At 54.5% G+C, this 19142-nt stretch carries 17 protein-coding genes and 2 pseudogenes; 5 read left to right on the top strand and 14 right to left on the bottom strand.

Annotated features, from left to right (window positions below; all coding sequences use genetic code 11):
- Positions 1 to 96: 96 nt before the first annotated feature.
- Together IPM58_14785 and IPM58_14790 are read right to left on the bottom strand one after the other, a co-directional pair.
- Complete coding sequence (locus IPM58_14785) at positions 97 to 522, bottom strand: PIN domain-containing protein (protein ID MBK9308308.1); 426 nt, start codon at positions 520 to 522, stop codon at positions 97 to 99.
- The gene (locus IPM58_14790) at positions 500 to 694 is read right to left on the bottom strand and encodes a hypothetical protein (GenBank protein MBK9308309.1); all 195 of its coding nucleotides are present in this window, start codon (positions 692 to 694) and stop codon (positions 500 to 502) included. Before IPM58_14790 ends, IPM58_14785 begins: the two co-directional genes overlap by 23 nt.
- Positions 695 to 940: 246 nt before the next feature.
- On the opposite strand from IPM58_14790, the gene IPM58_14795 reads away from it, so the two are divergent.
- Positions 941 to 1138, top strand: a complete 198-nt coding sequence (locus IPM58_14795) for a transposase (protein ID MBK9308310.1) — start codon at positions 941 to 943, stop codon at positions 1136 to 1138.
- Positions 1139 to 1909: 771 nt separating this feature from the next.
- Here the strand turns inward: IPM58_14795 and IPM58_14800 are convergent.
- The 12 genes and pseudogenes from IPM58_14800 to IPM58_14855 all read right to left on the bottom strand — a co-directional run bounded on the left by IPM58_14800 (position 1910) and on the right by IPM58_14855 (position 14318).
- Positions 1910 to 2023: pseudogene (locus IPM58_14800) on the bottom strand (riboflavin synthase).
- Positions 2010 to 2312, bottom strand: a complete 303-nt coding sequence (locus tag IPM58_14805) for a HigA family addiction module antidote protein (GenBank protein MBK9308311.1) — start codon at positions 2310 to 2312, stop codon at positions 2010 to 2012. Before IPM58_14805 ends, IPM58_14800 begins: the two are co-directional and overlap by 14 nt.
- Positions 2313 to 2320: 8 nt before the next feature.
- A pseudogene (locus tag IPM58_14810) lies at positions 2321 to 2510 on the bottom strand (hypothetical protein).
- Positions 2511 to 2632: 122 nt separating this feature from the next.
- The gene (locus tag IPM58_14815; protein ID MBK9308312.1) at positions 2633 to 3286 is read right to left on the bottom strand and encodes a riboflavin synthase; all 654 of its coding nucleotides are present in this window, start codon (positions 3284 to 3286) and stop codon (positions 2633 to 2635) included.
- Positions 3287 to 3443: 157 nt separating this feature from the next.
- Positions 3444 to 4613, bottom strand: a complete 1170-nt coding sequence (locus tag IPM58_14820; protein ID MBK9308313.1) for an MFS transporter — start codon at positions 4611 to 4613, stop codon at positions 3444 to 3446.
- On the bottom strand, positions 4610 to 5425 hold the full coding sequence (locus IPM58_14825) for a hypothetical protein (protein MBK9308314.1): 816 nt from the start codon (positions 5423 to 5425) through the stop codon (positions 4610 to 4612). The genes IPM58_14820 and IPM58_14825 overlap by 4 nt, the downstream gene beginning before the upstream one ends.
- Positions 5422 to 6711, bottom strand: a complete 1290-nt coding sequence (locus IPM58_14830) for a hypothetical protein (GenBank protein ID MBK9308315.1) — start codon at positions 6709 to 6711, stop codon at positions 5422 to 5424. The genes IPM58_14825 and IPM58_14830 overlap by 4 nt, the downstream gene beginning before the upstream one ends.
- Positions 6708 to 7796 carry a bifunctional diaminohydroxyphosphoribosylaminopyrimidine deaminase/5-amino-6-(5-phosphoribosylamino)uracil reductase RibD gene (ribD, locus tag IPM58_14835; GenBank protein ID MBK9308316.1) on the bottom strand — a complete coding sequence of 363 codons (1089 nt, stop codon included), beginning with the start codon at positions 7794 to 7796 and terminating at the stop codon, positions 6708 to 6710. Before ribD ends, IPM58_14830 begins: the two co-directional genes overlap by 4 nt.
- Positions 7797 to 7822: 26 nt before the next feature.
- Positions 7823 to 10609: a pyruvate, phosphate dikinase gene (locus IPM58_14840; GenBank protein MBK9308317.1), complete on the bottom strand. Its 2787-nt coding sequence runs from the start codon at positions 10607 to 10609 to the stop codon at positions 7823 to 7825.
- A 49-nt stretch (positions 10610 to 10658) separates the two neighbouring features.
- Positions 10659 to 11129: a hypothetical protein gene (locus tag IPM58_14845; protein ID MBK9308318.1), complete on the bottom strand. Its 471-nt coding sequence runs from the start codon at positions 11127 to 11129 to the stop codon at positions 10659 to 10661.
- A 57-nt stretch (positions 11130 to 11186) separates the two neighbouring features.
- Positions 11187 to 13376, bottom strand: a complete 2190-nt coding sequence (locus tag IPM58_14850; protein ID MBK9308319.1) for a glycine--tRNA ligase subunit beta — start codon at positions 13374 to 13376, stop codon at positions 11187 to 11189.
- Between the two features lie 6 nt (positions 13377 to 13382).
- Positions 13383 to 14318 carry a glycine--tRNA ligase subunit alpha gene (locus tag IPM58_14855; GenBank protein MBK9308320.1) on the bottom strand — a complete coding sequence of 312 codons (936 nt, stop codon included), beginning with the start codon at positions 14316 to 14318 and terminating at the stop codon, positions 13383 to 13385.
- A 269-nt stretch (positions 14319 to 14587) separates the two neighbouring features.
- Between IPM58_14855 and IPM58_14860 the strand changes: the two genes are divergently transcribed.
- The 4 genes from IPM58_14860 (at position 14588) to IPM58_14875 (ending at position 18829) form a co-directional block, all read left to right on the top strand.
- Positions 14588 to 15022 (top strand): Rrf2 family transcriptional regulator, encoded by a 435-nt coding sequence (locus IPM58_14860; protein ID MBK9308321.1) that lies wholly within the window; start codon positions 14588 to 14590, stop codon positions 15020 to 15022.
- A 6-nt stretch (positions 15023 to 15028) separates the two neighbouring features.
- Entirely contained in the window at positions 15029 to 15880 is an 852-nt protein-coding gene (locus tag IPM58_14865) for a sulfite exporter TauE/SafE family protein (GenBank protein ID MBK9308322.1), read from the top strand.
- Positions 15881 to 16166: 286 nt separating this feature from the next.
- The gene (locus IPM58_14870; protein ID MBK9308323.1) at positions 16167 to 16781 is read left to right on the top strand and encodes a fibronectin type III domain-containing protein; all 615 of its coding nucleotides are present in this window, start codon (positions 16167 to 16169) and stop codon (positions 16779 to 16781) included.
- A 182-nt stretch (positions 16782 to 16963) separates the two neighbouring features.
- Positions 16964 to 18829, top strand: coding sequence for a transketolase (locus IPM58_14875; protein ID MBK9308324.1), 1866 nt, complete (start codon positions 16964 to 16966; stop codon positions 18827 to 18829).
- The last annotated feature ends 313 nt before the right edge of the window (positions 18830 to 19142 follow it).

Consider the following 19142-nt stretch of genomic DNA (forward strand, 5'->3'; position numbering starts at 1 on the left):
TATGATGTAGAAAGCAATTTTCTTGCTTTAGGCCAGCGAGAAGTTCTCCACCTTCCCCACACCACACACAGAGTATCAGGATAGACTGAAATCACCTTAGTCCCAACACAGAAGATGAAAGGGCACCTCCCGCTGAATCACCTGGAAATCGGTGTGATTCGTTGTAATCACACTGGCACCAATGCTTCTTGCGGACAGCGCAATCAGCACGTCAAAAGCGAGATCCCGCAGTTTGGTGGCCTCATAGTGTTCCCGCCGTCGAAGCCTGTTGAGGATCTCTGCGGCCTTCAGCCACTGCTGTTCTGTTGGCGTCAACACCTGGCATCGTCGGCTTAGCTCAAGAACAAACTTTCGTTCAGTAGCAGTGCGAGCCCCGCGGAGCAATTCGTGAAGCACAACAGAAGAGCAGCTAATGACAAAAGGAGACTGCAGCAAGCGAACCGTGAAGCGACCGGATCGGAAATTCTCAATGTAGATTGCGGTATCGAGCAGCGCGAACTTAGTGGTCTTCGCCGAAGGCATCGGGCTTACCCACCGCGCTATATCGCTGGAGGATGCGATCGTGCGCAGCCTTTTCAGTGACCAAATCCAACGCGCGCTGCAGCGTTTCACTCGTAGTCTTGGCGCCGAGTGCTTTTTGGGCTCGCCGCAATTGCGTGGGATCTAGCCTGGCGGAAACTTGGATAAGTGCCATGTCCGACCTCTTGTCGGACAATGTACCAAATTCTGTCAGACATCGTCAAGACGGTTACACTGTTCGCACTGGAGGCAGGTTGTGGGGGAATGAACGGAACTGCTTTCACAAGTCATACCGCAGCCGAGGCGTCACATCGAGAATCACGCCCAAAGTCGCGACGCAGAGAAGAAAATACCAGCTGGCAATCATGTGTGGGCTGGGGCAGTGAGAGCAGATCACACCAAATCGTTTCCATTATGCACGATGCAAGATCCGACCCCAAGCGTAGTGAAATCAAAAGTGCGGGCGAAAGTCGAACATGCCTTCTTGGTCATCAACCGCATCTTCGGGTGGGCCACAGTCCGGTACCGCGGGCTGGCAAAGAATACGCACTGGCTGTATATCAGCTGCGGGTTAGCGAATCTCTATGTCGCACGGAGGCGGCTCATGGCAGGGGCGTAGGGAACGTGGGGGCCAGAGGCCAGCCACGGGTCATCAGACGGTGGGCTCCCCCATGAACAGGCCTGTGAAGTAGCGGATGCCCACCGAATTTGACCTGAGAATCACTCGAGAACCAGCGTTCTGAATGGAGCTGTGAATTAATCAGAGCTTCCCTAGAAGCGCTGCCTGAACACTGTCAACTATGGGCATGGTGATCGCGCTGTCGTGGTCAACTCCTCTGAATGATTTCCCCCTGGCGAAGCACCATAGCGCTTCGGCATAGTTTGTGGACAACTCCGGCGCGAGTCGTGTCCCTGCGGGTGTTACGAAGATCATAATCTCTGTTGCCGTGGACCGGAGAATCCGAGTTTGTACCGCCGAGTCGGTAGCGCGCCTGACTTCGTCGGAAAGCCGATCAGTCAGTTGCGCCTTAATCAACTGCACATAGTCAGCTGTCATTGCCGCCCTTTCCAGAAGAGTGAATCAGCCTCGTGGGCAGGCTGAGTCGCGTAGGAGTATTGGGTGGGATTCACGATCTAACAATGTTTAGGCGGATCCGCATGACATACCCTCATTGAAGAGGCTTACATCCCATCCAGCGGACTACGGACACCGCTGGCCCTCGATGAAGGACATCCGCATAGATAATCCTCAAGGTCTGAGTCACCAATAGCTCTTGAGCGCACCCACGATACACACGCACATGACCGCGACAAATTAAATCAGCCCGCGCTTCTGTAGATGGTCTGTATCGATGTTGATGGTGAGTATAGGAGACTGGCCGCGCTCTTAGAGCAGCCGCTCGACGTACTTGCCAATGAGGTCGGACTCGAGATTCACGGAATCGTTCACCTGCTTGAGACCAAGCGCCGTCACTTTCGGACATGCACGCTTAGGCAACATGCTGCTGGATATGCCTCTCAATTTCTGGCCCAATCGTACGTTGGGCAACTCGCAGGTCAAACTCCCCCTGGAGTCCGATCCAGAGATCCGACGACGTTCCCAAATACCGGCTGAGCCGGAGCGCGGTATCAGCTGTAATGGCGCGCTTTCCATTGACGATCGCGCTGATCCGTCCCGGCGAGACATGAATCTCACGGGCAAGCCGATTGATGCTGATGTCCATCGGCTTCATGAACTCTTCGAATAAAATTTCACCCGGATGTATCGGCTCCAGCAACCGTTTGCGCGCCATATTGCACCTCAATGATAGTCCACAATCTCCACATCATGGGTATCGCCCTGAACCCACAAGAAACAGATCATCCAGCACCTTCGCCCGATGGAGCAGCAACAGTTTTCGTCTGGCGATCCTCTCAAATGCACGAAAGCGCGGCACCTCTTCATCGGCAAACAACGACTCGGTCGCCTTTGATCTGAATGACCGTATCATCTGGCGTCAGTCTATTCCGCTACGCGACATAGGTCAAGCATCAACTATTGTCTAGATGAGATGTACATGGGGAGAGGCGGCTGAGCACGGTGGCAGCCAGAAGCGCTTCCGATTCGCAGCGATCAGATCAGTCCGCGCTTCTGCAGGTAGTCTGTATCGATGCTGAGGGTGGGTTTCGGAAATTGGCCTCGCTCTTGGAGCAGACGTTCGACATACTTCCCAATGAGGTCGGATTCAAGGTTGACGGAATCGTTCACCTGCTTGAGTCCAAGTGTCGTCACCTTGGCCGTGTGCGGAATGATGGCGACGGAGAACCCCTTGTCGTTCACATCGTTGATCGTCAAACTGATTCCATCCACCGTAATTGACCCCTTGGCCACACAGTATCGCAAGATATTCGGCGGCGCTTCGATGGCCAACAGAATCGCGTTGGCATCTTGCTGTCGGCTCCGGATCACGCCGACTCCATCCACATGGCCGGCCACCAGATGCCCACCGATGCGTTCGTTGAGCTTCATCGCCCGTTCGAGATTGACCGGCATGCCCACCGGGTAGCTCCCCAGCGTCGTCACGGAGAGCGTTTCCGGCGAGACCTCGACGGAAAAGTCGCGCTCGGTTTTCGAGACGACCGTGAGACAGATGCCATTCACACTCACACTGTCACCAATCTTGAGGTCGGCCATCACCGTCGAAGCCAAAATCGTGAGCTTCGCACCGGTCAGCGATTTCTTCAAGACCGTGATCGCGCCCATTTCTTCGACAATGCCGGTAAACATCAGTCTTTCCTCAGGATGATCTGTTTCACCACGTAGACAAGCAACACAAGCAGCACCACCACGCCCAGAACAGCCAGCACGCCGATTGTGAGATCGCCCGTCGACATGTCCTTCATCTCGCGGCCATTATAGCGCAGCTACGTCATGATGGCACGACCTACACTCGCTTAATCATGATCCAAAACACGCCGGCGGCCATCAATTGCATCCCCGCAATGATGGCGAAGGCCGTCGGATAGCTCAAATTCGCAATCAGCAGGCCTGCCAGCAACGGGCCGCTCGCGTGCCCAATATCCATGATCGTCCCTTGCATCCCCAAGCCGGCCCCCAGTCTCTTGAATTCCGAACTATCCGCGACCAGTGCCGAAGAGGACGAAGAAACTACGGCTTCACCAAACCCAAACCCAGCCGACAGCATCAGCAAAATGGGAAACATCGCGACATGCGGAACACAGATAAACGTCCCGGCACAGATACAGAGACCCAGAATAATCAGCGGCTGCCGCCCCACCCGATCGGAGATGCGCCCCATGATCGGCTTGGAGAAAAATGAAGTGACGGCTTGCACCGTAAAGAGCATCCCGACCTCACCCGGGTTCAGCCCCACCGACACGCCATACAACGGGAGAAACGCCATCAAGGCCCCATTGGCGATCATCTTAGCCGCATCGGCCGTACTCGTAATCAGAACTTTCTTATTCTTCACGACGGCCGCGAAGCCTTTCCACATTTCAGATAAGACCGCCCCTGCTCCCTCTTCTGTCCGAGGCGGTACGGCGACGTCGAGATGCAGACTATAGAACAAGACCATGGCGATGCAGCCGAACACCCCGGCTGTAACGAATGCCGTGTCGAATCCGGCCGCATGAATGAGATAGCCACCAAGAAAGGGCCCCAACAGTGAGCCCGACTGGGTGCAAGCCGTGTAGGTCCCGAGCGCGGCACCGCGCCGTTCCCGATAGAGCTCTGCCACGGTGGCCAATGCGCTTGGGGCAAACATAGCGGTGGCCAGGCCATGGAGAAACCGCAGCGCCGTCAGCGCATCCAAATCTGTGATGAACGGATAGAGAAAGGGCGGCAGGCCGAACGCCACCACGCCGATCCGCAACAAGAACCGTCGTCCATAGATATCGGAAAGGGCGCCGGACGGCAGCTTCAGCAAGACACCCGTGATGGTCGATACGGAGACGATCAAACCGATTCGCTCCGGACTCGCGCCGAGCGATTCGGCGAACAACGCTAGGGCGGGCATCCGCACCATGTTGTAGCTGATGAAACAAAAGATGCCGACCGTGCAGATCAGCACGAAGCTGCGTGAGGCGGTCATGGGGTCGATCGCCCGTCAGAATTCCCGTTGTCAGGGCTCCGCGGGCTGCTCAAGATCTGCTTCAGGAACGCCATGTGCTGATCGGGTAGAGACGGAGGATTCCGTGCTTCAGACAACACGCGTTGAGGATCCTCCCGCATCACCACCCCCAATCGATCAACCGTCTCCACTCCCTTTTTCAACCTGCCGGCCGCAAGTCTGGACACAAGCGGATGCAGGATGGTCACTAACCCCGATAGAAACGGATTATCCAATTTCGTATAGGCCACTAACGTGCTTACCGTCGATTCGTGGCTCCCCTCATCCTGCACGACACCGATCCGAAGAAAGACGACCGCCTTCCCCGTCACATGGGGCAGCAGCCGGCTTTCGTGCGTACCATCGAGGAAGTAGATGCGCGAGGCAGGATCCTCATACACCAGCTCGACGATACCCGTTGACCCCTCTCCATCGTCCCCCCAAAATCGACCAGGACCCCGCCCTTCCGACTGGTACAGGCCAAGATTGAGACGCCGAATCAGCGTTGCAGTCAACGGAGGATCATCCAAGAGATACCGATACAACGCTCCGGATACCGTAGTTCGAATCGGTCCGAGTCGACTCTCGATCGAATTATTCTCGATGATCGGTTGCAGTCGACAGGCCCAGGCCTGGTCCACTCGTTCGACGGGAAAGGTGAGCCCGGCATGATTGGGAGGCAATGTACAGCTCTCCGACCGGCTATTCCCGGATGGTGTACACAGCACGAGGCCGATGGACACGACGAGCAGGCGTGCCAGAGGACCAACGTCAAGCCGTGCTGCGGAAATCATGGAGCCGGTTTCGTGATGGTAATCGTGAGATGAATGGGAAAGAGACGCTCAGAATCCTGGCGTAGTCTAGCCTGTCGCAAGAGGGTCTCGACCGACGGCGTGACGGTCCCTTCGAATGAAGGCCGACCGTTCGTCAGCACGGCGAGTGGTTTGGAGATGTCGATCAACTCCTCGTTCAGAAAGAGACTATACCGTTGCACGTGTTCAGCCTGCACCTCGATGCGGTTGCGTTCGGCGATCGAAGCATCAAGTCTGGCGTAGACCCGACGCTTAATGCGTTCGTCACGCCTGTCCACCAAATCCTCTGAAAATGCTGCGATGGGGTCGGTCGCATCAAGGCGAACCCAGTTAAACGGTTGAAAGTGGCTGGCATCGCGCACCAGCGTGACTCTAGCCGGTAACGGCTGGCGGCGCTGATGATGAAACCATGCAACAAGGTCCGGTAACTCCTCCTTGGGGAAATAATGCCCGCCTGCGATAGGATGCTCACGTTGGTGCTCGCGATACAGGTACGGATAGCCAAGCGCATCCAGCTCTTTCGCAATCGATCGGCTCAGCTGCACGGGCATGACCTGATCTTTGGCTCCATGAATGATATAGATGGGTGTGTTGCGAAGATTCACGAGGAACGGCATCAGCACATCATCCAATCCACTTGCCATGGGCGCAATCCCGGCAAAGAGCGGCGCATGATGCATCCCGATCAGCCACGCTCCGATCCCGCCGTTCGACATACCTGTCAGAAAGACTCGATCGGGATCGATATGGTATCGCCTGGTGACATCCTGAATCGTCTCCAACACCAATTCCTCAGCCCGCCTCGTAAACCAGGCGCCGGAGGGATAGGTGGGACAAGCCAAGAGAGCGTCTTCTCCCAAACGAATACGCCACCGCTCGAGGTATTCTTCACCGGTAAAACCGAATCCGTGCAAACACACGACCAGCGCATAGCGCTTCTCAGTCTCATAGGAATCCGGAACAAACAACGACAACGGGTAGGTCTGCCCACGGACGACAATCTGTTCACTCGGAAGAGTCCCGGTGAGCTGACTCTGGTACGCTCTTCCTTTCTTGATGATGAGAGAAACCGTTTCGATCGACGCCTGCTCATCGGACAGAATCGTTGCCAACAGACGCTCTGCCTCATCCGCGTCGCCGGCATCGAGATACTGATGGACGAGCGCTGTGAGACTTCGGGCGGACTGAGCGGATACTTCTAGAAAACTGAACGCTCCACTGCCTGCCAAGAACGCCGTCAGAATAATCATCCACCGCAAAAAGATCACAACACTCCTTCCACGACCATATCGTCACCGAGCGGCCGCACCACCATACGACGGACACGTATTGCCTTTGCGAGTCGTGCGGGACTGTTTCCCCCGATGAGTCCCTTGGTATCTCGGCCACCGAGCAACAGGGGCGCGATGTAGAGACGAACGTGGTCAACCAACTTGCCCCTCAACATCGCTGCATTGATCTCGCCCCCTCCCTCTACCAGTACAGACCGGACGCCGCGCCGTCCAAGCTCCCTGAGGAGAGCCGGCAACGACACACGACCCTCCCGAGCGGAAATCGTAAAGACTTCAATGCCTTTCTCTTCCAACGCCGATCGCCTGGTTCGTGGGGCCATCGCCGTTGTCGCAACAATCGTCTTGGCCTTATCCTGTTGCGTTAAAATCTTTGCCGTGAGGGGGATGCGTAGTCTGCTATCGACGACAATGCGAAGAGGCTGCCGTGAGGCGACCGTCTCTAATCGCGCTCCCGTCCTCGCAGTCAGCGACGGATTATCAATCAGAACGGTGTTCACTCCAATCAAGATGCTCTCGACAGAACGACGAAGCTGATGCACCTCCTGACGGGACATCTCACTCGTGATCCACTGGGACTCGCCCCTTGCCGTCGCCAGCTGTCCATCTAGTGTCATGCCCGCCTTGAGTGTGACATAAGGCCGACCGGTCTTCATCCAATGGCAGTAGGCCCTGTTCAATTCTTCGGCTTCGAGGCGAGCCACTCCGACCGAGACCGAGAGTCCGGCTCGTCGAAGTGCGGCGACTCCTTTTCCCTTGACCGATGGATTCGGATCCTGCATCGCAATCACCACACGGCGGACACCAGTGCGAAGGATTTCTGGGACGCAAGGTGGCGTGCGTTTCTTGAGATGGCAGCAGGGCTCAAGGGTGATGTAGAGCGTTGAACCTCGAGCGCGAGTCCCTGCCTGTCGTAACGCGTGAATCTCTGCGTGGGGAGTTCCTGGTCGGAGATGAAATCCCTGCCCGACAAGTTCACCTTGACGGACCACCAAGGCTCCGACCATCGGATTCGGGCTCGTCGTTCCCTGGCCCTTCGCCGCCAAGCGAAGGGCTAGGGTCATGAAGCGGAGATCGTGTTGAGTAGTGGTCACCGTCTCTTACGGCGTGACGTCGAAGACCTACGCGACTTCGCTGGCTTGCGCGCCGTCCTGGGTTTCTTCCCTGCCGGCTTCACACTCGAAGCTGCGATCGCTGCTTGCGCCGCCGCCAATCGCGCAATCGCGACGCGGAATGGTGAACAGCTCACGTAATCTAACCCCAGTTGATGGCAGAACTCGACGGAGCTGGGATCGCCGCCATGCTCGCCACAGATGCCCAGCTTGATATCGGGTCGCGTCTTGCGCCCACCCTCGATGGCCCGTTTCATCAGCGAACCAACGCCTTCGCGGTCGAGCACAGCAAAGGGGTCCGAATCCATGATCTTGTTGGTCTTATAGAAATCGATGAACTTCGCAGCATCATCACGTGAGAAACCGAACGTGGTCTGCGTCAAATCGTTCGTCCCGAATGAGAAGAACTCCGCCTCCTGCGCAATCCGATCGGCCGTCACAGCCGCACGCGGCAACTCGATCATCGTCCCGACCAGATAATTGAGCTTCACGCCGTACCGTTTCATGGTCTCCAGAGCCACTTCTCTCACGAGATCTTTCTGAGACTTCATTTCGGCGACCATGCCGACCAGTGGGATCATGATCTCCGGTACGATCTTCTTCCCTTCCTTCGCCAACTCGCAAGCCGCTTCCATGATCGCCTTTGCCTGCATCCGCGTGATCTCCGGCATGGTAATACCCAACCGACAGCCACGGAGCCCCAGCATAGGGTTGAATTCGTGAAGTTCTTCCACTCGAGCCAGTAAACGCCGTTTTTCCTCGAGCTTGGCCCCGTCATGCTCGGTCAGTTCCAGCTGGGCAATCTCTACCATCAGGTCTTCGCGCTTCGGCAAAAACTCGTGGAGCGGCGGATCAAGGAGCCGTATCGTGACAGGGTACCCCTGCATCTCTCGGTAGAGCCCAATAAAGTCTTGCTTCTGCAGCGGCAGTAGTTGATCAAGAAATTTTTCACGTTCTTCTTTCGTGCGTGCCAGGATCATCTTCTGCATGATCGAAATTCGATCTTCGGCAAAGAACATGTGCTCCGTCCGGCACAATCCGATGCCTTCCGCTCCGAATCCCCTCGCGATCTTTGCCTGGTCCGGAACATCAGCGTTGGCTCGAACACGCAGTGTCCGTTCGCTGTCAGCCCAGGACAGCAATGTCGTGAACAATTGATACTTCGTCGACTTCTTGGAATCCAGTCTCCCTTGCACGACTTGAATGATCTCCGATTCCACTACCGGCACGTCCCCATCGTAGACATTCCCGGTGGAACCATTGACGGAGATATAGTCCCCTTCGCGGAACACCTTCGAACCGATCCGTACTGATTGATCGTCGATCACCTCTACGGCTTCACAACCGGCGACGCAGACCTTCCCCATCTGTCTCGCCACCACGGCCGCATGCGATGTCATCCCGCCACGCGCGGTCAAAAATCCGGTTGCCGCATTCATCCCGTGAATATCGTCCGGGCTGGTTTCATCACGGACGAGCACGACCCGTTGCCCAGCGGCTTTCATCTCGACCGCACGATCCGGTGTGAGCGCAACCTTTCCCGCCGCCGCCCCAGGACCGGCCGGCAAGCCTTTGCCTAATGGCGTCGAACTGGATTCCACCGCCGTATCGAAAATTGGATAGAGGTACTGCGCCAATTGATCAGGACCGACCCGCTGCACGGCTTCACGCTTTGTGATCAATCCTTCTTTGACCATTTCAACGGCAATCCGAACGGCCGAGATGCCGGTCCGCTTCCCGACGCGCGTCTGGAGCATATAGAGTTTGCCCTCCTGGATCGTAAATTCCAGGTCAAGCATGTCTCGGTAATGTTTCTCCAACTTCTTGTAGGTCTGTTCGAGATCTTTGTAGGCTGCCGGAACATTCTTCGCGAGTGCGCTGACTGGCAACGGCGTTCTGATACCAGCCACAACATCCTCACCCTGAGCATTCATCAAGCATTCACCGAAGAAGTTGTGCTCGCCGGTGTTCGGATCGCGGGTGAAGGCCACACCGGTTCCGCTGGTATCGCCCATATTGCCGAACACCATCGCAACCACGTTGACCGCGGTCCCCCAATGGTCCGGAATGCCGTTCAACCGCCGATAGGTGATCGCACGTGCACCATTCCAGGACGAGAACACCGCATTGATCGCCATGCGCAACTGCTCATTGGGGTCGTCCGGAAACTCCTTCCTGGTTTCTTCTTTCACCAACGTCTTGAATCGTGCGACGAGGTCCCGCAATCCACCTGCATCTAAGTGGGTCTCGTGGGTCACGCCCATCTCTTCCTTCTTGTGCTTGAGAATTGCTTCGAAATGTTCGCGCGGAACCCCCATGACGATGCTGCCGAACATCGTAATAAACCGGCGATAACTGTCCTGCGCAAACCGTTCGTTCTTCGTTTTCGCGGCAAGGCCTTCAACCGTCTTCAACGTCAGGCCCACGTTGAGCACCGTATCCATCATCCCGGGCATTGATGCGCGGGCACCGGAACGCACGGAGACCAGCAACGGCTTTTCGGGATTCCCAAACCCCATCCCCATCGACCGCTCTACGCGCTTCAGGGCAGCCAATGTCGCCTCCCACATGCCGGGTGGATATTTCTTCCCGTGCTTGTCGTATTCGATGCAGGCTTCGGTCGTGATCGTGAAGCCGGGTGGAACCGAGATACCGAGATTCGTCATTTCTGCCAATCCCGCCCCTTTTCCGCCGAGCAGTTCCTTCATGTGTGAGGTACCCTCAGCTTTGCCGTCACCGAAATAGTAGACGTATTTCTTTGCCACGTGACTTCTCCTTCCAGGAAGAATGCGTATCAATGAGCTGTCGACGTCTTCATCTGTCGGTCGACTCCAGATGAAGCCGATACCGGTTCACTAGGAGCCACTTTGTCTTTACGCCACCAACGATAATAGCAGCGACAAACAACATCAGCATCAACAATCGGTAGTCGGCCTGAACACCTTGATCGACATAATAGTGACCATCAGGTGCCTTCTTGAGCTTCGTATCGGGCGAAAGAGAGTGCGGCTGGCCGCTCGGATCAGAAAGGTTGAGCCATTCCGAACAGAGCTGAACTGGTTCAGTTTCACCTGGCGGGGACTGCCATGACAATCGAAGGCAGACATCCTGTTTGGCATTAAAAAGATCGGGAGTCTTTACCAAGTCATCCAAATTGATGCCGCTGAGCTTAAGCCCTACGAAGAGGACGGCATTACAGCACACGATTAAGCCCAGCGAAACCACAAGAGAAAATCGTCGGATCTTGTTCGCCCGACTGGACTCGGCCACCATCGGCTGATCCATGGCAATTCTCGCTGTGCCTGGTCCACCCAGCGCAGTCCGCTTTCCGTCCGATTCGATCTACCGTCCTTGTACCACAATCTGGGAAAAGTCCGCGAATAACATAAACAGGTCATCAACCTCTTTGAGTAGCGACAACCGATTACTGCGGATGGTCTTGTCTTCTGCATTCACCATCACGGCTTCGAAAAATGTATCGATGATCGGCCTGAGTCCAACCAAGGAATTCAATGCCCCTTGATAGTCACCTGTGGACAGCGCGAACCCCATCTTTTGTCCTTCTTCGGCGACTGCCTGGTGAAGCGTCATTTCTGAGGGATCTTGAAACCTCGTGTCATCAACCGGCAAGCGCTCCCACTGTTCCTTTTCAACTAGCCGATGCGCACGCTTGAACCCGACAATCAAGGGATCAAACTCCGGTTTCCTTGTTACTTCTTCAATAGCCTTCATCTTCTGCATAAGGTCGACGAGATCTACCGATTTAGCATGGGATGATTTCAGCACTGAATCAATAACGTCATCCCGCAAGGTATATACGACTCGGCCGTAGTGTCGAAGTCGCTCAAAGATGAACTCCGTGATACGCAGACGACGTTCCTGATCTAACCCTGGCGCGCCGCTAAACCCGTCGTCCACCACAATCTCCATGGCCTGGTCAATACATGGCCTGAGATCGATTCGAAGATTCTCTTCAAGCACGACCCTTACGATCGCGGTGGCATGACGGCGCAACGCAAAAGGATCTTCTGATCCCGTCGGGACGATACCCACATGAAAAAACGATGCAAGGGAATCTAGTCGATCTGCCAGGGAAAGAACCTGTCCCGCCCTCGTCTTGGGTAATGCTCCCTCAATTGCTTTAGGCAGGTACTGCTCTCGAATAGCCTGAGCCACCGCCGTTGATTCTCCGTCGTGCAGCGCGTACTCTCCCCCCATGACACCTTGAAGCTCAGGGAACTCACCCACAATCCCAGTCAGATGGTCGGCTTTGGACAATGCCGCCGCCCGATCACAAACTTTTGGTAGCTCAGCTTGGCTACCATCCAATTGAGCGGTCATGAAAGCAGCCAGTTTTCTCATTCGCTCTTGCTTCTGAGCCATCGTGCCCAGTTTCCGATGAAACGTGACTCCACTGAGTTTCTTGGCACGCGCTTCCAACGTGATCTTCCGATCTTCATCGAAAAAGAATCTCGCATCGGCCAACCGAGCTGCCAACACACGCTCGTTACCTTCGCGGATGAGAGACATATCTTTGACACGGTTGTTCGCTACGGCGATGAAATGGGGCGCTAGCTTGCCGGTGTGTTTCTGCCGCAAGGAAAAAAATCCCTGGTGTTCCTTCATCGAGGTCATCAGAATCTCTTCCGGCATCTTCAGATACACATCCTTAAAAGACCCCATAATCGCCTGGGGCTGTTCCGTGGCGTACACGGCCTGGTCAAGCAAGGCTTCGTCGTCGTTCAACTGAAATCCTGCCTTGTGACAAATGGCAGTAATCTGTTCCTCGATCAGTTCTCGACGGCGCTGTGGATCAACGATGACACCCTGGCGCTCCAACAACCTGGCATAGGAAGCGGCATCGCGAACAGTGCCCCACTTCCCTCCGCCTAAGACTCGATGGCCTTTCGTCTGATCCGATGCTGTGATCCCGCCGGCCTTGATTGGAAGCACCTTGCCTCCATACAGCACCACCATCCACCGGATCGGACGGGCGAAGCGCACGCCGCTTTCGTTCCATTTCATTGCTTTGGGGAAAGCCAGACCTGATACGAGTTGCGGGAGCGTTTCGAGCAAGACATCGGTGGACGCCCGGCCGTCCGCACGTTTCACTGCAAACAGGTACTCACCCTTCGGGGTCTGGCGTACTTGAAGCTCCTGAACGGCCACACCCTGACCAGCGGCAAATCCGAAGGCCGCTTTGGTCGGTTGCCCCGCCTGATCGAACGCAACAGCCTTGGACGGTCCCATTGCCTCTTTCATGATGGAGGTCTGTTTCGCCGCCAAGCCATCAACCACGATCGTCAATCGCCGCGGTGTCCCCATGGTTTGGATGGACTTAAAGGTGACCCGATGATCGTTGAATAGAGCTTTAGCCGATTCCTTGAGTGACGTGAGCGCGGGAGCAATGAATTGATAGGGCAGTTCCTCTACACCAATTTCCAACAGCAACTCAGCCGTGGCAGGTGCGGAAGTCTCGCTACGTTTCTTCTGTGCGGTCTTTCGGCGTGCGGCTTTCTGTTGAGTTGCCATAACGAATTACGTGCGGCCTGTTCCGACCTCTGCTCGAGGCGTGCCGGACTTTGTGCCTCTCGGTTCGTGATTCAACAGCGGATGGCCCATCGCAGTTCGCTCTTCGAGATAGCGTTCAGCACACTGCCTGGCCAATGCTCGCACTCTGGCAATATAACCCGTTCGCTCCGCCACACTGATCGCACCGCGCGCATCCAAGAGATTGAACACATGGGACGACTTGATGCAGTAATCATAGGCAGGCAGCGTTCTGCGCTGGTCGGCTTGGGTAAGCAAGCGCGTACACTCTCGTTCATTCGCCTCGAACGCCTGCACCAGCATGGCCACATCCGCTTGTTCAAAGTTGTACCGCGACCCCTGCACCTCGGTTTCATGGTGAATATCGCCATACTTGATGGAATCCGTCCACGCCAGGTCAAAGACGTTGTTCACTTGCTGCAGATACATGGCAATTCGCTCTGTCCCATAGGTGATTTCGCCCGTGATGGGGCTCAGTTCAATGCCTCCAATTTCCTGAAAGTACGTGAATTGGGTGATTTCCATCCCGTCCAAACGCACTTCCCAGCCAAGTCCCCAGGCTCCCAACGTCGGTGATTCCCAATCATCTTGAATGAAGCGGATATCATGCTCCTTTGGATTAATCCCCAGCCGAGCCAGACTCTCCAAATACAGCTCCTGAATGTTGTCCGGTGAAGGTTTCAGTACGACTTGGTACTGATAATAATGCTGGAGACGGTTGGGGTTTTCACCATACCGGCCATCGGTAGGTCGACGACACGGCTGCACATAGGCGGCGCGCCATGGTTCTGGTCCGAGTGATCGTAAGAACGTGGCAGGGTGAAACGTCCCTGCGCCCATTTCCATATCGTAGGGTTGATGAATGACACATCCATGATCGGCCCAGAAACGATGGAGGGTTAGAATCAGTTCTTGGAACGTCACTGAACGTGCAGCCTCGTCAGGAGAGATGACTAGATGTTTACATGTGAAGTTGGCAGGCTAGCAAGAATGCTTTTCCAGTGTCAAGGAACAGCCCGCTCTAAGCTGTTACCACACACCATCAAGACTCAAGAAAGACGAGATCCTTACCCCGCATGAGTGCCTGAGATGAGATTCTTGTCCCCTCTGATTTAACCTTGACGTATGGAATATACTTTTCATATTGTTATGCTTGTTGACAAAGTTAGTTGAATTTCTGCCAATACAATACCATGAAGCTGTCGAAGAAAAGTGAGTACGGTCTGAGAGCTTTACTCGAACTCACGCTCGCACATGGACGAACGACACTCCAGCGGCACGACATTGCTGATCGGCAACACATCCCGATCGAATTCTTAGAGCAAATTCTCCTCACGCTCAAGCGAGCCGGATTGATTTCCAGTCGACGTGGTGTAAAGGGCGGATATGTCCTCATCAAACAACCAAAGGAAATTACGCTAGGACAGGTCATACGCACCCTCGATGGTCCGCTTGCCCCGATCGGATGCGTGAGCAAGACAGCCTATCAAAAGTGTCGTGAGTGTCCCTATGCGGAGAAGACCCGGTGTCCAGTGCAACAGGTGATGGGAACCGTTCGTGATGCCATCGCCGGGATCCTCGACTATTACACCCTTGCCGACTTTGCATCCGACGGTCTCAAGGACTAACACTCCATGGATGATGTTGTCGTTCTTGTCGTCATTACCTTTGTGGCTTCCATCGTGAATGGAGCCCTTGGATACGGCTTTTCCTCGATTACCGTTCCTGTGGCCCTCTTGTTCTACACCAATCGTATCTTGAACCCAGCACTCGTACTCGTTGAGCTCGTGATCAACGCCTATGTGCTTTTTATCAACCGACGCAGTATCCCCAATATTTTCTGGCGGGTGGCTCCAATTCTGGGTGGTCTAGCGGTCGGCGTCGGCATCGGGAGCTATCTTCTCTCCCTCGTGGACCCAGCGTGGATCAAGTTCGTCACCTATTTTTTTCTGTTACCCTTGATTCTGCTCCAAGCCGCAGGCATTCGCAAACCCATCCAGGCTGAAAAAGTCATCGCCGTACCGTTTGGACTAGGACTCGGCACCCTCTACTCCGTGACCACCATTTCCGGTCCCCCGTTAGCTCTCCTCTTCAATAATCAAGGTTATCCCAAACAGGATTTCCGCGCCGCGCTGGGCATCATCCGTTTGGCGGAATCGTCACTAACCGCCATCGCCTATGGATTGATCGGCTTCTACAGCGCCGGCAGTATGGAGATTATCCCCTACATCGTCCCGAGCGTGATCGTTGGTATTCCGTTGGGGACGTTTCTCATCCGCTTGATGGACCCTGAGACATTCAGGCGTATTTGTATGGCATTCGACGGGTTGATCGTCGGATTCGGGCTCTCTCGTGTCTTGGGTGAGCTGGACCTTGCCTCACCGGTGACCACCTACGTTATCCTGGCAATCGTCATTCTGGTGAATGGGGTCCTGCTCTTGAGATTTTTTAAAGAGCGCACTGATCCCCAACGAGTTCGCCCTTGACGGTGGCCGACGTTGATGACTACATCACGGGCCATAAGAGTCCACATTAAGCCTTCCCCCATCCAGGTGCATTCCTAATTATTGTAATAGCTGAAGGTTGAACCCTTCACATACCTGGTATCTTCAGCAACTCTTAATATCCCATAACCAATTGACTGTATGTAATATTTCCACGCACGCACCTTGGCACTATGTTTGCTTAACTTGAATCAACCGCTACATGGCGGACGGAATCCGTGACAAGTTCTGGCCATTCACCTGCTTAATTAATTTAGGAGCAATTCATATGCGGGCAAACATGAATTTGATCGACTTCTTTTATCATCTCTTCACAAGATCGACAGCAGGACTGATCCTCCTGGGTGTGATCGCACTGCCATTATCCGGCTGTGGCGAACAGGAAGGAGGAGGTCCGATCATTTCTTCGCTCTCCACTCCGGCTGATGATCCAGCGTCGACGGAGGAAGCGAACGAATCAAGCCTTGATTCGAGTACGTCGGACTTGTCCGAAGGTGATGATCAGGCATTGGGCTCACCCGAACATGACGCGGAAGATTCAGAAGTTTTCGCGAACCTCGCAGACTCTAATGAAGCGGACGACCCGGCAATCTCACTGACCTCCACCCCAGATGGGGTCACGGCCAGATTGACCTGGGATGCATCTACCGATCCAAATGTATCTGGTTATCATGTCTACTACGGGAAGCAGTCATCTGGAGAGTACGGGTCATGCTCTTACGAAGAAGGTCAAACGGTCGAAGTTCCACCGGCTGAAATCAGCGGACTCGAGCCAAACACCCCCTATTTTTTTGCAATTAGTGCTTACGGCGGCGATGGTGGTGAAGCAGAAAGCCCCTGCTCGAACGAAGTACTTCTGGTCACACCACCAGCACAAACCTGATAGAACCTGCCCATCGGTGCTTCTACGCTTCCGCCCTCTGATGGTTGTCGGAGGGCGGATCAGTTCATTGACCTTCCTCGGTCGATTTGCTAGCTTCACATGCTATTTCTTTCTCAATTGTCCATATGATATAGGCAATCGATTTACGACGGCGTTCGATTTCTATCCCGAAAGGATCTTCGATGACAGGTCAAGTCACTCCCTCTGAACTACTTATCACTTTACGTAATAAAGCAACTCAACTCAGAATCGACAGCGTGCGGGCCACGAGCGAAGCAGGAAGCGGTCATCCATCGAGCTGTGCTTCGGCCGCCGATATTGTGGCCGCCCTGTTCTTCTCCGTCATGCGGTACGATCCACAGAATCCGAAAGCGCTGAACAATGACCGCTTCGTTCTCTCAAAGGGACATGCCGCCCCATTGTTGTACGCAGCGTGGGCAGAAGCTGGACTCTTCCCATCAACCGATCTCCTAAAATTACGTACCCTCGCATCTGATCTGGAAGGTCATCCCACTCCACGATTGCCATTTGTCGATATGGCCACCGGTTCACTGGGGCAAGGACTTCCCGTCGGTGTCGGCATCGCGTTGAACGCAAAATTCGTCGATCACCTCGATTACCGAACCTACGTCCTCCTGGGAGACGGAGAATCGGTCGAAGGATCGGTCTGGGAAGCCGTCGAAATTGCACGCCAGTATGAGCTGGATAATCTGTGTGCCATTCTCGATGTGAATCGACTCGGCCAGAGTGACCCTACGATGCTGCAACACGACATGGAAGCCTACCGTTCCCGCTGGAGTGGGTTTGGCTGGCACGCGATCGTCATTGATGGGCATGACTTCGATGCCATACTCAGAGCGTTCAACGAAGCGGCTCAGACCAAAGGAAAACCCACCGTGCTGCTGGCCCAGACCTATAAAGGGAAAGGCATTTCGTTCATTGAAAACAAACCCGACTGGCATGGCAAGCCTCTCAAGAAAGGAGAAGAGACGCAGAAGGCGCTCGACGAACTCACCAAGCAATTAAGTCCGAACGGCTCGGTGTCTCACATCAGAAAACCGTCGCCCGGCTCCATCCCTTCTCGGTCTATCGGCACCATGCCTCCCGCCCCATACAAGATCGGTGAATCGGTCGCCACCCGAGAAGCATTTGGAATCGCACTCGAGGCGCTAGGCTCCGTGAACCCGCTTGTCGTCGCCCTTGATGCCGATGTGAAGAACTCCACGTACAGTGACAAATTCGGCAAGAAGTTTTCGAATCGATTTTTCGAAAACTTTATCGCAGAACAAAACATGGTGGGCGCAGCCGCTGGTCTGGCGGCATGCGGGAAGATCCCCTTCGCAGCCACGTTTGCTTGTTTTCTGAGCCGTGCCTACGATTTCATCCGTATGGCTGCGATCAGCGGGTCAAATATCAAGCTGGTTGGAACTCATGTTGGCGTCAGCATCGGCGAAGATGGACCTTCTCAAATGGGATTAGAGGACATCGCCATGATGGCAGCTCAACCCAATATCACAGTGCTCTATCCATCAGACGGAAATTCAACTTATCACTTGGTCGGAGCTGCTGCTCACTACAAAGGGATGGTCTATCTGCGTGCCGGAAGGCCCAAAAGCCCTATTCTCTATGGCCCGGAAGAACAATTTCATATCGGCGGCAGTAAGATCCTTCGGCAAAGCTCATCGGATGTCCTCACGATCGTCGCCGCGGGTGTGACTCTACATGAAGCCCTGAAAGCCTATGATCAACTGAAGGAAGTCGGCATCTCGATTCGTGTAATCGATCTGTATAGTATCGCTCCTATCGACAGGAATACGCTATTGGACAGTGGGCGATCCACGCAGGGCCGAATCCTTACCGTGGAGGACCACTACGCCCACGGAGGACTCGGTGATGCCGTCTTGAGTGCCGTTGCAACCGATGGCTTCAAGGTCCATAAACTGGCTGTTCGTGAAATCCCCCACAGCGGGAAACCTGAAGAATTGGTGGATCATTATGGTATCGGAGTACGGTCCATTGTTGAGGCAGCTAAGCAATTTATTAAATAACCTGGTCCTATATGAGGCTTGAGCTTGATCGAAGATTCTAGGTCAAGGCTTCCGTGAGAAAAATACCGCCGGCCCATCTCCCATGAACTCACTGGATTCGTCCCTTACCACCACAAGATCTTGTTCCACGACAAGATCATTCGGTGTACTCACGAATTGCTAGGAGCAAAAGGGATTGAGGCTATACCTATTCGGCAGTAGGTTCATGCTAACGAGAGTAGCCAATGTGGAGACAGAGTTCCTGTGCCACCTTTTCATTTTTCCATAAAATTGGGTGTGGTATAGTTGTTAAAATTTAGACACTCTGTCGAGT

The sequence above is a fragment of the Nitrospira sp. genome, from assembly GCA_016715825.1.
GTDB lineage: Bacteria > Nitrospirota > Nitrospiria > Nitrospirales > Nitrospiraceae > Nitrospira_D.

Coding starts and splice junctions, on each gene's coding strand:
- IPM58_14850 (MBK9308319.1), bottom strand. CDS start 13,376: ATGGCAACTCAACAGAAAGCCGCACGCCGAAAGACCGCACAGAAGAAA.
- IPM58_14865 (MBK9308322.1), top strand. CDS start 15,029: ATGGATGATGTTGTCGTTCTTGTCGTCATTACCTTTGTGGCTTCCATC.
- IPM58_14845 (MBK9308318.1), bottom strand. CDS start 11,129: ATGGATCAGCCGATGGTGGCCGAGTCCAGTCGGGCGAACAAGATCCGA.
- IPM58_14795 (MBK9308310.1), top strand. CDS start 941: ATGCAAGATCCGACCCCAAGCGTAGTGAAATCAAAAGTGCGGGCGAAA.
- IPM58_14790 (MBK9308309.1), bottom strand. CDS start 694: ATGGCACTTATCCAAGTTTCCGCCAGGCTAGATCCCACGCAATTGCGG.
- IPM58_14860 (MBK9308321.1), top strand. CDS start 14,588: ATGAAGCTGTCGAAGAAAAGTGAGTACGGTCTGAGAGCTTTACTCGAA.
- IPM58_14875 (MBK9308324.1), top strand. CDS start 16,964: ATGACAGGTCAAGTCACTCCCTCTGAACTACTTATCACTTTACGTAAT.
- IPM58_14805 (MBK9308311.1), bottom strand. CDS start 2,312: ATGGCGCGCAAACGGTTGCTGGAGCCGATACATCCGGGTGAAATTTTA.
- IPM58_14815 (MBK9308312.1), bottom strand. CDS start 3,286: ATGTTTACCGGCATTGTCGAAGAAATGGGCGCGATCACGGTCTTGAAG.
- IPM58_14825 (MBK9308314.1), bottom strand. CDS start 5,425: ATGATTTCCGCAGCACGGCTTGACGTTGGTCCTCTGGCACGCCTGCTC.
- ribD (MBK9308316.1), bottom strand. CDS start 7,796: ATGACCCTAGCCCTTCGCTTGGCGGCGAAGGGCCAGGGAACGACGAGC.
- IPM58_14820 (MBK9308313.1), bottom strand. CDS start 4,613: ATGACCGCCTCACGCAGCTTCGTGCTGATCTGCACGGTCGGCATCTTT.
- IPM58_14785 (MBK9308308.1), bottom strand. CDS start 522: ATGCCTTCGGCGAAGACCACTAAGTTCGCGCTGCTCGATACCGCAATC.
- IPM58_14870 (MBK9308323.1), top strand. CDS start 16,167: ATGCGGGCAAACATGAATTTGATCGACTTCTTTTATCATCTCTTCACA.